Here is an 11,887-nt window from a genome sequence, read left to right on the forward strand (position 1 = left end):
CTCATGGCTGACTTCGACCCTGTGACGAAAGCCGTCGTGCCCGCCGCGGGTCTGGGCACCCGGTTCCTCCCGGCGACCAAGGCGACACCCAAAGAGATGTTGCCCATCGTCGACAAGCCCGCGATCCAGTATGTCGTCGAGGAGGCGGCCTCCGCCGGGCTCCTCGACGTCCTCATGGTGACCGGCAAGAACAAGCGGTCCATCGAAGACCACTTCGACCGCGCGTTCGAGCTGGAAGAGGCCCTGGAGGCCAAGGGCGACGAGCAACGGTTGTCCCAGGTCCGCGAGCCCGCCTCGCTCGCCACGCTGCACTACGTGCGGCAGGGCGAGCCGAAGGGGCTCGGGCACGCGGTGCTGTGCGCCAAGCAGCACGTCGGCGACCACCCGTTCGCCTGCCTGCTCGGTGACGACCTGATCGACTACCGCGACCAGCTGCTCAAGCGCATGATCGAGGTGCGTGACACGTTCGGCGGCAGCGTGGTGGCGCTGATGGAGGTGCCGAGGGAGCAGGTCTCGCTCTACGGCGTGGCCACCATCGCCGGCACCGTCGAGGACGACGTCGTGCGCGTGACCGACCTGGTGGAGAAGCCGCCGGTGGACGAGGCGCCCTCCACGTGGGCGGTCATCGGGCGATACGTGCTCGATCCCGCCATTTTCGAGGTCCTGGAGAACACCCCGCCGGGGCGCGGCAACGAGATCCAGCTCACCGACGCGCTGCGCACGCTGGCCGGCCGCGGCTCCGAGCAGGGCGGGCCGGTGCACGGCGTGCTGTTCCGCGGGCGGCGGTACGACACCGGCGACAAGCTCGACTATCTGCGCACGGTGGTGAAGTTCGCCGCCGATCGCGAGGACCTGGCGCCGGAGTTCGTGCCGTGGCTGCGGGAGTTCCTCGATGAGATCGGTTGACGCGCATCTGGCCGAGATCCTGGCCACTGTGCGTCCGCTGGCGCCTCTGGAGCTGGAGCTGGAGCGGGCGCTAGGCACGACGCTGGCCGAGGACGTCTCCTCGCCGGTGCCGCTGCCGCCGTTCGACAACTCCGCGATGGACGGCTACGCGGTCAGGGCCGAGGACGTCCCCGGCACGCTGCCGGTGATCGACGACGTCGCCGCCGGCTCCGACGAGCTGCGGGCGGTGGGCCCCGGGCATGCCGTCCGCATCATGACCGGGGCGCCGATGCCGGCCGGGGCGGACTCCGTCGTACCGGTGGAGTGGACGGACGGAGGCACGGTCTCCGTCCGGATCAACCGGGATGTCCCGGTCGGTAACGCGATTCGCCGGGCGGGCGAGGACGTCCAGGCGGGCGAGGTGGTGCTCAAGGCCGGCACGGTGATCGGGCCGGCCCAGCTCGGGATCATCGCCGGTGTGGGCCGGCGGCGTGTGTGGGTGCGTCCGCAGCCGCGCGTCGTCGTCATCTCGACCGGCGCCGAGCTGGTCGAGCCGGGGGCGCCGCTGAACCGCGGGCAGATCTGGGACTCCAACAGCTTCACCCTGACGGCCGCGGTCCGCGAGGCGGGCGCCGAGGGGTTCCGTGCGGGGTCCGTCGGTGACGATCCCGCCGTGCTGCTCGACCAGCTCGACACCCATCTGGTGCGCGCCGACGCGATCATCACTAGCGGCGGAGTCTCCATGGGGGCCTACGAGCCCGTCAAGGAGGCGCTGTCGCCGCTCGGCACGGTCCGGTTCGAGAAGGTCGCGATGCAGCCCGGCATGCCGCAGGGGTTCGGCGTCCTGGGCGACGACCGGGTGCCGATCTTCGCCCTGCCGGGCAACCCGGTGTCCAGCTTCGTGTCGTTCATGCTGTTCGTCCGCCCCGCGCTCGACAAGATGCGCGGCCTGCCCACCGACACGGCCCCGGTGACCGCCTACGTCACCGCGGCGTTGCGCTCGCCGTCGGGCCGGCGCTCGTACCTGCGCGGCGTGCTGTCCTCCGACGGCACGGTCGCGCCGGTCCACGGGCAGGGATCCCACCAGCTCGCGGCCCTGGCCTCGGCGAACGCGCTGATCGTGGTGCCGGAGGACGTGACCGAGGTGCCCGGCGGGTCCGAGGTGGAGGTGATCCGGATTTGAGCGAGTTCACGCATCTCGACGAGACGGGCGCGGCGCGCATGGTCGACGTCTCGGCCAAGGACGTCTCGGCCCGTACCGCGACGGCGACCGGGCGGGTGCTGCTGTCGTCCGAGGTCGTGGCGCTGCTGCGGTCGGGCGAGGTGCCCAAGGGCGACGCGCTGGGGGTGGCCAGGATCGCCGGGATCATGGGGGCGAAACGCACACCCGACCTCATCCCGCTCTGCCACCCGATCGCGTTGCACGGCGTCAAGGTCGTGCTCGACGTCGAGGACTGGGGCGTGGCGATCACCGCCCGGGTGAGGACGGCCGACCGCACCGGGGTGGAGATGGAGGCGCTGACCGCCGTCACCGTGGCCGCGCTGGCGCTGATCGACATGGTCAAGGCGGTCGATCCGGCCGCCGTGATCACCGACGTCCGGGTGGAGGAGAAGGTGGGCGGCAAGACCGGTCTGTGGACCAGGGAAGCCACGTGATCAGGGCGCTCGTGGTGACCGTGTCGAACCGCGCGTCCGCCGGGATTTATGCCGACAAGTCAGGGCCGCTGCTGGCCGAGCTGCTGGCGTCCGACGCCGGCTGCGAGGTCTCGGGGCCTGTGGTCGTCCCCGACGGCGATGCGGTCGAGGCGGCGCTGCGGGACGGCGTCGCGCAGGGTTACGACGTGATCGTCACCACCGGCGGCACCGGGCTCACGCCCCTCGACCTGACGCCGGAGATGACCGCCCGCGTGATCACCAGGGAAATTCCCGGTATAGCGGAGGCCATTCGCCTGGCGAATCGCGACAAGGTGCCCACGTCGGTCCTGTCCCGGGGGCTGGCCGGCCAGGCGGGTGACACGTTGATCGTGAATCTGCCCGGCTCGTCCGGGGGCGTCCGGGATGGGGTGGCGGTGCTCGCGCCCGTCCTGCGGCATGCCGTCGAGCAGATGAAGGGCGGCGACCACCCCCGCTGACCAGGTTTCGGTCTGCCGATCGATGATCCGTGGCGACATCGAGCCCGATGGGGGGATGATGAGAGGCGTGGATCGACTTCGTGGCTGGCCGGCGATTCTGAACGAGGGCCCGGTAGGCCTGCGGCCGCTGCGGCTGAGCGACGTACGCGTCTGGCGCGAGACCAGGTTGCGCAACGCCGACTGGCTGCGTCCCTGGGAACCGAGCAACCCCGAGACCCCGCTGTTCAGGACGGGGCTCGGCCCGTACATCTCCATGGTCGGCACCCTGCGCCGCGAGGCCAGGCAGGGGCTGGCGCTGCCCTGGGTGGTCACCTACGGCGGTCGCTTCGCCGGGCAGCTCACCGTGGGGGCCATCGTGTGGGGATCTGCCCGTTCCGCCCAGGTCGGTTACTGGGTGGACGGCGCGCTGGCCGGGCGGGCCATCATCCCCACCGCCCTGGCCCTGGCCGTCGATCATTGCTTTTTCACCACCGGATTGCATCGGCTAGAGGCGAACATCCGTCCTGAGAACCAGGCCAGCCGTAGGGTGGTGGAGAAGCTCGGGTTCAGGGAAGAAGGCATTCGGCGTCGCCAACTCCACATCGACGGGGCCTGGCGCGACCACATCTGCTACGCGCTGACCGTCGAGGACGTCCCCGGCGGCCTGCTCGTACAGTGGCGGCGCGCCCGTGAGGCGGCCGCTCACGGCGGTTCTCCGATCGAAGAGGTTTGACGATCTCGCGACACACCGCACCGAATGCTCGTCAATCAGTGACACACGGTCTTACGGTGCGTGACGTGAGCACAATGAAGGCGCGACGAGCACAGACGCGCTTTCGTGCTGCCCGGAGGTGGTCGTGAGCAGCGTCTTCCTCTATGTCGCCATTGTGGTGATGTGGCTGTGCGTCCTGATCCCGATGTGGTTGCGCCGGGACAAGACGAACCTCCAGGAGCTGGCCGAACTCGAAGAGCACTACACCGGCGAGCACGCCCTGCCCGACCTGGACAACCTCGACGCTACCCTCGGCGACGAGGACGCGCCGGAGGTCGAGAAGGTCGATGTCCGGCAGTTCCGGTTTCGGCGTAGGGCGATCATCGTAGCGCGCCGCCGGAGGTTGTTGTTCTTCACCGCACTGCTCGTGCTCGCCTCGGTCGTCACGGCCGGGGTCGAGATGATCCCGTGGTGGGGTGTGGCGCCGTCCGTGGTCGTCATGCTGTCGTACATGGCCTTTCTGCGGATCGCCGTACAGGTGGATCGCGAACGCCGCGAGCGGGCGCTCCAGGCGCGCTCTGAGCGGCTGCGACGGGCCCGCGAGCGGCGCCGGGCGGAGGCCGAGGTGGAGGCCGAGGTGATCGACCTGACCGCGCTGCACGCCGACGTCCTGTTCGACCAGTACGCCGAACCGCCCAAACGGGCGGTGGGGGACTGAGAGGATGGCGCGAGGACCCTTGGGAGTTTGCTAATCTGGTCGAGTCCTTGGGGATGTAGCGCAGTCCGGTAGCGCACTTCGTTCGCATCGAAGGGGTCAGGGGTTCGAATCCCCTCATCTCCACCCAGGTCAAAGGCCGCTTCCCGGTTGTGGGAGGCGGCCTTTTGCGTTGCTAGGTGACTAACTGAGTGACTACGGTTCTGATCGTTTCTTCAAGCTCGAGCCCCGGAACGTTCGAGCCGCTCGCATGGTCTGGCGCACTGGAACCAGCCCCATTACTCTCGGCCATCTGTGATCGCATGACTCCTCCGGGCGTCCCCGAGGCAAGAGCCGGCCACAGGACAGTGAACGGTGTCTGATCTGGTGCGGCTGGACGTGGGTGATCCCGGCGCGTCCGGACATGGTTCGGGCAGGCAGTGCGCGAGTGATCCCCTGCTGGACGACCCATCTGTCCCGTCTACTTGGCTTGGCCCTGAATCCCCCGGGCTGATGGCTACGCGAAAGCTGACGGCGCGCCGCTGGTGAAGGAGATGGCCGGCCGTTGATCATAAGCCGGTCGGGGTATGCGGGTGTCTGACGTACGCCAACCGGCAAGTGGGACGAGAACCACCTGGACGGCGTGCGCCGAAAAGCGATCATCGCCTTCTCGGGAAGCGATCTTCTCGACGCCTTTTGCTCCGCACGGCATGCGGCCGACAAGCCCACAGCCGTGTCCTTGGAACTCACAGGTTCATGCTGTCAGCGGAAGGCTGCGGCGTTGCGCTTGGCCCAGTCGGCGAAGGTGGCGGGGGCGCGGCCGAGGATCTTCTGGACATCGGGGCTGACGGTCTGTTCGCGCAGGGTGGGGGTGCCGAGAATGTCGAGGGTGGTGTCGGCCACCGGGGCGGGCATGAAGGTGAGCATCTGGGCGAGGGCCTCTTCCCGGGTCTGGTCGATGAAGGCGACGGGCTCGCCGATCGCGTCCTCGATGGCGGCCGCGCGCTGGCGCGGGGTGGTCGGCGTGGGGCCGGTCAGTTCGTAGATCGCCTTCGTGTGGCCCGGCTGGGTCAGGGTGGCGGCGGCCACGGCGGCGATGTCGTCGGGGTCGATGACCGGGAGGCCGACCTCGCCGAAGGGCGCGGCGATCGTGCGGGTCGCCTTGACGGACGAGGCCCAGGCGTAGGCGTTGGAGGCGAAGCCGCCGGGGCGCAGGATGGTCCAGTCGGTACCGGACTCCATGACGGCCTGTTCGAAAGCGGCGAAGGCCTGCCCGTGTGACAAGGAGTCCGGGCGGGTGGCCACTCCCTGCGAAGAGAGCAGGACGATCCTTTCGGCGTCCGCGAACTGGGCGACGACCCGAGCGGGGTCGCCGGCCATCATCAGGTCCCCGCCGACGAGGAGGAAGACCGCGTCCGCTGCGGAAGGCATGTCGGCGGACGACTGGGAGAGGTCGGCGGCGACCGTGCGGACGCCGGGCGGCACGTCGCCATGGGCGATGCGGCGGGCGATGGCGGTCACCTCATGGTCCTGCTCCGCGAGGATGCGGACCAGCGTGCGGCCGACATTTCCGGTGGCTCCGGTGACGACGATCATAACGAACACCTCGACTTACGAGTTAGTTGGCTGACTGACTGAGTAGAACCTAGCACGATTGGGATCCCTCTAGTTAGTCAGGTGACTGACTTTTCGGGAGTCCGCCTGCGGTCAGGAGATCGGCGGCGAGGGGAGGGGCTCATGGGGACGGCGGTCGAAGACGTGCGCCTGGAGGGCATGAGCGCGCCGCGGCCTCGCAACGAAGCCGTGTTGAAGGGCTGTCGCGGACACCGAGCGGGGAGGGGCGGGGTTGGTTCAGCCGGTTGAGGGGAGCAGGGGAGGGGGCTCGGCCTGCCTTCGAAGTGGCTCAAGCCGGCCGGGGCAGTCATGGGGTGGCTCACTCGTGTGGAGGGGTGGCCCTCGCCGGAGCAGCAGTTGCGCTCGCCTGCCAGGCAGTCAGCCGGCAGGCGTGGAGTGGCGGGCGCGGTGGCGGCGTACTGCGTCTCTGTTGGCGCACGAGGGGGAGCAGTAGCGCTGACGTGCGGTGCGTGAGGTGTCCGCGAAGATCGTGTCGCATCCGGCGGCGGCACACCGTCCGAGCCGGTCCATGCCCCGGCTGACGAGGTGCATCGCCGTGCCGACCGAGATCAGCGCGAACAGCACCGCGCCGAGCGGCTGCAGGTCGTCGCGATAGTGCAGGTGCCAGCCATGGGCGTGGTCGGTCAGCCGGGGGTAGGCGGCCGACCGGGCCAGCATCTCGTTGACCAGTTTGGCCTTCTCGCGCTCGCCCGTGGCGTCGACGACGTTCGTCCAGGCGGCGATGACGGCGAGGGTCTGGTCGAGATCCGACGGTTCGACCGGGCGTTCCAGCACCAAACCGGCCGTGCGGCAGCGGTGGGCGAGTTCCTCGGCGCTCGCCGGTGGGCGGTTCGCCAGTTCCGCGGCGAAGTTCACCACGTCCGCGCCGTAAGGGTTGAGGTGCACAAGGTCATTACATCAGCCTGTACGTCATGACGCGAACAGCAACGGAGCAGGATGTTCCGGAACTCGTCCGCCTCCGGGCGCTGCTCTTCGACGACCTCGGCGGCGACTTCTTCCACCCCGCGGACGCCGACGACGACTGGCGTGACGCGCTCGCCCGGGTCTTCACACAGAAGCTGGCCGAACCCGACTGTCACATCCTGGTCGTGGACGGCGACACCGGCCTGGCCGCCTGCGGCATCGGCACGATCGAACAGTGGTTCCCCGGCCCTCACTCCCGCAACGGGAGGATCGGCCACGTCATCGGCATGGTCACCGACCCGTCGTACCGGCGGCGTGGGCACAGCCGGGCGATCATGCTCGGCCTGCTCGACTGGTTCCGCGACCGGGACGCCGTACGGGTCGATCTGACCGCCTCCCGCGAGGCGGAACCGCTCTACCGGCGACTCGGCTTCGCCGACCACCCCGACCCCCTGTTGTGCTGGAAGCCGTGAGGACGTCGCGATACCGCTGGATCATTCTGGGGGCCGCGACCTTCACGCAGGCCGCGGCCGCGTTCTTCGTGCAGGGCATCGGCGCGATGAGCGTCCATCTGCAACGGGACCTGACGCTGAACACGACCCAGCTGGGCCTGCTGCAGTCGGCGGCTCAGCTGCTTCCGCTGGCCGGGCTGCTCGTGGCGGGACGGCTGCTGGACCGCCACGACGAACGCTGGGTCGTCGGGGTCGGCGCTCTCGTGGTCGCCGCCGCGCTGGCCGCCGGCAGCGCGGCTCCGGGGTACGTCTCCTTGCTCGTCGTCCTGCTGGTCGTCGGTGCCGGGTACAGCGCCATTCAGCCGGGCGGCAGTAAGTCGGTGGCGTCCTGGTTCGATGCCTCGAAGCGCGGTCTGGCCATGGGCATTCGTCAGGCGGGGCTTCCGCTCGGCGGCGTTCTCGCCGCGTTCGCGCTTCCCGCACTGGCGACGCGCTTCGGCTTACGGTCGACGCTGGTGGCCGGCGCGCTCGTCGCGTTGTCGGGCGCCGTCGTCTTCGTAACCTTCTACCGCCGCCCACCGGACCGGCGTCCGGTGCCGGCCGCGTCCCGCGTGCGGCTGGAACTGCTGCGCGAGCCGTACCTGAAGAAGATCATCCTGTCCGGCGTGAGCATGGTGTCGGTGCACAGCGGCGTGGGCGTTCTCACCGTGCTGTACCTGCATGAGGTGGCGTCCATGGACGCCGCCTCGGCGGCCTTGGTCTACGTCGCGGTCCAGTGCGCGGGCGCGCTGGGCCGCGTCAGCCTGGCGGCGTGGAGCGACCGGCACAGGTCCGGCCGCTACGCCTGCGTCCTGACCTGCCTGGCCGCCGTGATCACCGGGATGACGGCGCTGGCCACCCCCGTCGGCCGATCCCCCGTCGCGGCCTGCCTGCTGTTCGTCTGGCTCGGCTTCTTCGGAATCGGCTGCTACGGCCCCTGGGTCGCCTACGCCGCAGAATCGGCGCCGCCGGACCACATCGGATTCGCTCTCGGCCTGGCCATGGCCGTCAGCCAGGTGGCGATCGTCCTGGCGCCGCCCGTGCTCGGCCTGCTCACGGACCTGACCGGCAGCTTCGCACCCGCCTGGGCGCTGCTGGCCGCGCTGACCGCGGCCACCGTGGCGACGACCGCCCGGCTGTGACCAGTTCGGGCGGCCGTCGGCCGGGTCCTCCTGCCGGATCGTCACCAGGGCAGTGGGCCGTCCTCGCTGAAGAAGCCGCCGGTCGGGCCGTCCTCGCCGAGGGTGGCCAGGCGCACCACCACGGCCGCGCCCTGCGCCGGGGTGAGGAAGCCGCTGTGGCCGTTGATGTCGGTGTCGACGTAACCGGGGGCGGCGGCGTTGACCAGGATGTTCTCTTTGCGTAGCTCGTTCGCGTACTGCAGGGTCAGCGCGTTCAGCGCGGCCTTGGACGGCGAGTAGGCCGCTGACGGCAGCCCCGACAGGGGCCCGTCGACCTCGGCGGTCAGCGCCAGCGAAGCGGCGTGGCTGGAGAGGTTGACGATCCGGGCGGCGGGGGATCGCCGCAGCAGCGGCAGCACCGCGTTGGTCACGTTGATCACTCCGAGGACGTTGGTGTCGAACACCTCGCGGACCAGCTCCACGTCCACGGCGCTGGGGACGCGGTCAAGGGCGTCCTGGGGCGCGGCCTGGCCCGATCCGGTGATGCCGGCGTTGTTGACCAGCACGTCCAGACGGCCGAAGCGGTCGTGGATCCAGGAGGCGGCCGCCTGGGCGGTGGAGGGGGCGGTGACGTCCAGTTCGAGCGCGTGCGCGTCGCCTCCCGTGGCGCGGATCGTTGCCGCGGTCTCCTCGCCGCGGCGCGCGTTACGGGCGCCGACCAGGACGGTCACCTTCTGCGCGGCCAGCAGTTCGGCGACCGCGCGGCCGATTCCCTTGTTCGCGCCGGTGATCAGGGCCACCTTCGGCTGTGACGTGTGCTCGTTCATGGGTGGGGTTTCCTTTCGCACTGGGCGGGTGATGTCTCCGCGTTGTCCATGGAGACTCCGCTCCCCGGGATCCTGTGACGCTGTGCCCATGTGGTGTGCGTCACCGGGCAGGAGGCCGCTGGGAAAAGGGCTGCCGAGTGACCCGAATGTCGTCTTGAATGTCTGGGAGCGACCAGACGTGTCCTGGGGAGAGTCGTATGGCAGCTGTCGTGCCTGCCCGTGACGGGGAGCGGATGCCCGTGCGTTCGAACGGCCAGGACTGGCAGGTGTCCTGGCACCCGGCCGGCGACCCGCCGGAAGGCAGGTCTCACGGAGCCGCCGGCATCTGCGTGACGGACGCCGATGAGCTGGTCCTCATCAGCCATGACGGTGAGCACTGGGGTTTCCCCGCCGGACGGCCCGAAGGAACGGAGACCATCGAGGAGACCCTGCGCCGGGAGATGCTCGAAGAAGCGTGCGTCACGGTCATCGGCAGCCGCCTGCTCGGGTACGCCCGCAGCGAATGCGTGCGCGGGCGCGAGCTCGGCCTGGTCCTCGTCCGCTCCTACTGGCGTGCGGAGGTCCGGCTGGAGGAGTGGGCGCCGGAGTTCGAGGTGCAGCACCGGCGGGTGGTTCCGGAGTCCGAGGCGAAGAGGCACGTCCGCGATCCCGACCTGGCCGCGACCCGGATCTCCTTCCGTGCTCTGGAAGAGGCAGGAGCCGGTACGGCTCTCAGATGATGCGCACGACGACCTTGCCGCGTACGCCGCCCGCCTCCAACGTCCGGTGCGCCGCGGCGATGTCGTCGAGCGGGAAGACCGTGTCCACGACCGGGCGGATGGCGCCGCCGTCCACGTACCGGGTGAGGTCGGTGAGGAGCCGCGTGGTGGGGTTGCCGCTGAAGAAGCGCACGCGCCGCCGGCCGTGGACGGCCGAGGCGGCGATGTACGCCACGGACGCCGCGATCCTGCGCGGATCGAAGGCGATCGCCACCATGCGGCCGGACGGTGTCAGCAGGCGGCGGAAAGCGGCGTGCTCGGTGCCCGCAGTGTCCAGGATCACGTCGAACCTGCCCAGATCCGCCGGGCCGACGGTGGCGTAGTCATACGCCTCGTGCGCGCCGAGGTCGCGGACGAGGTCGAGGTTGCGTGCCCCGGCGAGGGCGGTGACGTGGGCGCCGAGCACCCTCCCGAGCTGCACCGCGACAGCGCCCACCCCACCGCTGCCGCCGCGGACGAGCAGCCGGTCACCCGGCCTGAGCCCGGCCTGGTCGCGCAGCGCCGTGATGGCCGTCGTGCCTGCCGGAAGCGCCGCGGCCGCCACCAGGTCGACGGACGCTGGGGCCGGGGACAGGCGGCGGGGGTGGATCGCCACGTACTCGGCGGCGCTTCCGAACGTGCGGCCCAGCGTGCCCCACACCCGGTCGCCGACCCGGGGGCCGGTCACCCCGGACCCCAGGGCGACGATCTCGCCGGCGAGGTCGATCCCGAGCCGTTTCGGGAAGCCCCGCTGCATCAGCCCGGTCACCAGGCGCAGCCGCCCCGTCCGGCCGTGCACCTCGCCGCCGTTCACGCTGACGGCGTGCACCCGCACCAGCACCTGTCCGGGGGCGGGGACCGGCTTCGGCACCGTGCCCACGTACAGGACCTCCGGCGGTCCGTACCGGTCGAACAGGGCCGCGCGCATCTCGTTCGTCTCCATGCGGACGACGCTAGCCCGCTAAACGGACGGGGCTCTCCATTTAGGCTAATGTGAGAAAGATGCCCATTCCTCGCTCTCAGTTGGCGCCCGCCAGGGAAATGCGGGCCGACGCGCGGCACAATCGGGCGCGCATCCTGGAGGCCGCGCGGGAGACGTTCGCCAGGCGCGGTCTGGACGTGCCGATGGTGGCGATCGCGCGGCGCGCCGGGGTCGGCGTGGCCACCCTCTACCGGCGTTTCCCGTCACGCGAGTCCCTGATCACCGAGGTGTTCGCGGATGAGCTGGCGGCGTGCGCGTCGGTCGTGGACGAGGCGCTGGCCGACCCGGATCCCTGGCACGGGTTCTGCGGGGCGATCGAGAAGGTGTGCGCGATGCAGGTCGCGGACCGCGGGTTCACCGACGCCTTCCTCACCGCGTTCCCCGACGCGGTCGACTACGAGCGCACCCGCGAGCGGGCCGAGCGAGGCTTCGCGGAGGTGGTGCGGCGGGCCAAGGCCGCCGGGCGGCTGCGGGCCGATTTCGCCTCCGCGGACCTGGCGCTGCTGTTGAGGGCCAACTGCGGCATCGTCGCCGGCGCCGGGGAGGGGGCGGCGGCGTCGCGGCGGCTGGTGGCGTATCTGCTGCAGTCCTTCCGCGCCGACCACGCCGAGCCCCTGCCGCCCCCGCCGCCCCTCACGCTCGGCCACATGGCCCCGACGTCGTCCGGTACGCCCCACTCGGCGGCGAGGCCGGCGAACGTGCGGAGCGGCCGTTGACGCCGACGCCCGGCAGGACGACCCCGGCCGCTCGTGGTGGAGGGCAGGGGGTCAGCCGGCGGTCTCCTCGTCG

At 70.5% G+C, this 11,887-nt stretch carries 14 protein-coding genes and 1 tRNA gene; 11 read left to right on the plus strand and 4 right to left on the minus strand.

What is annotated here, in order from left to right:
• Positions 1–3: 3 nt before the first annotated feature.
• From galU to AB0J46_RS43675, 7 genes are all read left to right on the plus strand, one after another.
• Positions 4–906 (plus strand): UTP--glucose-1-phosphate uridylyltransferase GalU, encoded by a 903-nt coding sequence (gene galU / locus AB0J46_RS43645; protein ID WP_364341108.1) that lies wholly within the window; start codon positions 4–6, stop codon positions 904–906.
• Positions 893–2,068, plus strand: a complete 1,176-nt coding sequence (glp, locus tag AB0J46_RS43650; protein ID WP_364341110.1) for a gephyrin-like molybdotransferase Glp — start codon at positions 893–895, stop codon at positions 2,066–2,068. Before galU ends, glp begins: the two co-directional genes overlap by 14 nt.
• The gene (moaC, locus tag AB0J46_RS43655) at positions 2,065–2,541 is read left to right on the plus strand and encodes a cyclic pyranopterin monophosphate synthase MoaC (RefSeq protein WP_364341112.1); all 477 of its coding nucleotides are present in this window, start codon (positions 2,065–2,067) and stop codon (positions 2,539–2,541) included. The genes glp and moaC overlap by 4 nt, the downstream gene beginning before the upstream one ends.
• A complete protein-coding gene (locus AB0J46_RS43660) occupies positions 2,538–3,017 on the plus strand; it encodes a MogA/MoaB family molybdenum cofactor biosynthesis protein (RefSeq protein WP_352325746.1) in 480 nt (159 codons plus the stop codon). The genes moaC and AB0J46_RS43660 overlap by 4 nt, the downstream gene beginning before the upstream one ends.
• A 58-nt stretch (positions 3,018–3,075) precedes the next feature.
• Positions 3,076–3,729: a GNAT family protein gene (locus AB0J46_RS43665; protein WP_352366396.1), complete on the plus strand. Its 654-nt coding sequence runs from the start codon at positions 3,076–3,078 to the stop codon at positions 3,727–3,729.
• Positions 3,730–3,853: 124 nt separating this feature from the next.
• A complete protein-coding gene (locus AB0J46_RS43670; RefSeq protein ID WP_364341114.1) occupies positions 3,854–4,426 on the plus strand; it encodes a hypothetical protein in 573 nt (190 codons plus the stop codon).
• A 49-nt stretch (positions 4,427–4,475) separates the two neighbouring features.
• A tRNA-Ala gene (locus AB0J46_RS43675) sits at positions 4,476–4,549 on the plus strand.
• A 615-nt stretch (positions 4,550–5,164) separates the two neighbouring features.
• Here the strand turns inward: AB0J46_RS43675 and AB0J46_RS43680 are convergent.
• Complete coding sequence (locus AB0J46_RS43680) at positions 5,165–5,998, minus strand: NAD(P)H-binding protein (RefSeq protein WP_364341116.1); 834 nt, start codon at positions 5,996–5,998, stop codon at positions 5,165–5,167.
• 396 nt (positions 5,999–6,394) lie between these two features.
• Entirely contained in the window at positions 6,395–6,922 is a 528-nt protein-coding gene (locus tag AB0J46_RS43685) for a CGNR zinc finger domain-containing protein (protein WP_358301036.1), read from the minus strand.
• A gap of 26 nt (positions 6,923–6,948) precedes the next feature.
• On the opposite strand from AB0J46_RS43685, the gene AB0J46_RS43690 reads away from it, so the two are divergent.
• Both AB0J46_RS43690 and AB0J46_RS43695 read left to right on the plus strand, forming a co-directional pair.
• Positions 6,949–7,413 (plus strand): GNAT family N-acetyltransferase, encoded by a 465-nt coding sequence (locus AB0J46_RS43690; RefSeq protein WP_364341118.1) that lies wholly within the window; start codon positions 6,949–6,951, stop codon positions 7,411–7,413.
• Positions 7,410–8,573: an MFS transporter gene (locus AB0J46_RS43695; RefSeq protein ID WP_364341120.1), complete on the plus strand. Its 1,164-nt coding sequence runs from the start codon at positions 7,410–7,412 to the stop codon at positions 8,571–8,573. The genes AB0J46_RS43690 and AB0J46_RS43695 overlap by 4 nt, the downstream gene beginning before the upstream one ends.
• Positions 8,574–8,614: 41 nt before the next feature.
• On the opposite strand, the gene AB0J46_RS43700 is transcribed toward AB0J46_RS43695, so the two are convergent.
• Positions 8,615–9,379 carry an SDR family oxidoreductase gene (locus tag AB0J46_RS43700; RefSeq protein WP_364341122.1) on the minus strand — a complete coding sequence of 255 codons (765 nt, stop codon included), beginning with the start codon at positions 9,377–9,379 and terminating at the stop codon, positions 8,615–8,617.
• A gap of 233 nt (positions 9,380–9,612) precedes the next feature.
• Between AB0J46_RS43700 and AB0J46_RS43705 the strand changes: the two genes are divergently transcribed.
• Positions 9,613–10,098 carry an NUDIX domain-containing protein gene (locus AB0J46_RS43705; RefSeq protein ID WP_364341124.1) on the plus strand — a complete coding sequence of 162 codons (486 nt, stop codon included), beginning with the start codon at positions 9,613–9,615 and terminating at the stop codon, positions 10,096–10,098.
• Here AB0J46_RS43705 and AB0J46_RS43710 read toward each other — a convergent pair.
• Entirely contained in the window at positions 10,091–11,059 is a 969-nt protein-coding gene (locus tag AB0J46_RS43710) for an NAD(P)-dependent alcohol dehydrogenase (protein WP_364341126.1), read from the minus strand. The two genes, AB0J46_RS43705 and AB0J46_RS43710, sit on opposite strands and share 8 nt — an antisense overlap.
• A 59-nt stretch (positions 11,060–11,118) precedes the next feature.
• Between AB0J46_RS43710 and AB0J46_RS43715 the strand changes: the two genes are divergently transcribed.
• A complete protein-coding gene (locus tag AB0J46_RS43715) occupies positions 11,119–11,814 on the plus strand; it encodes a helix-turn-helix domain-containing protein (RefSeq protein WP_364341128.1) in 696 nt (231 codons plus the stop codon).
• Positions 11,815–11,887 lie beyond the last annotated feature (73 nt).

Origin of the sequence: Nonomuraea sp. NPDC049758, assembly GCF_040674635.1 — a bacterium.
Lineage (GTDB): Bacteria > Actinomycetota > Actinomycetes > Streptosporangiales > Streptosporangiaceae > Nonomuraea.

What these genes read in the sequence shown, in the direction of transcription:
- glp (WP_364341110.1), top strand. Translation starts at nt 893, where the DNA reads ATGAGATCGGTTGACGCGCATCTGGCCGAGATCCTGGCCACTGTGCGT.
- AB0J46_RS43710 (WP_364341126.1), bottom strand. Translation starts at nt 11,059, where the DNA reads ATGGAGACGAACGAGATGCGCGCGGCCCTGTTCGACCGGTACGGACCG.
- AB0J46_RS43705 (WP_364341124.1), top strand. Translation starts at nt 9,613, where the DNA reads ATGCCCGTGCGTTCGAACGGCCAGGACTGGCAGGTGTCCTGGCACCCG.
- AB0J46_RS43665 (WP_352366396.1), top strand. Translation starts at nt 3,076, where the DNA reads ATGAGAGGCGTGGATCGACTTCGTGGCTGGCCGGCGATTCTGAACGAG.
- AB0J46_RS43690 (WP_364341118.1), top strand. Translation starts at nt 6,949, where the DNA reads ATGACGCGAACAGCAACGGAGCAGGATGTTCCGGAACTCGTCCGCCTC.
- AB0J46_RS43700 (WP_364341122.1), bottom strand. Translation starts at nt 9,379, where the DNA reads ATGAACGAGCACACGTCACAGCCGAAGGTGGCCCTGATCACCGGCGCG.
- galU (WP_364341108.1), top strand. Translation starts at nt 4, where the DNA reads ATGGCTGACTTCGACCCTGTGACGAAAGCCGTCGTGCCCGCCGCGGGT.
- AB0J46_RS43680 (WP_364341116.1), bottom strand. Translation starts at nt 5,998, where the DNA reads ATGATCGTCGTCACCGGAGCCACCGGAAATGTCGGCCGCACGCTGGTC.
- AB0J46_RS43715 (WP_364341128.1), top strand. Translation starts at nt 11,119, where the DNA reads ATGCCCATTCCTCGCTCTCAGTTGGCGCCCGCCAGGGAAATGCGGGCC.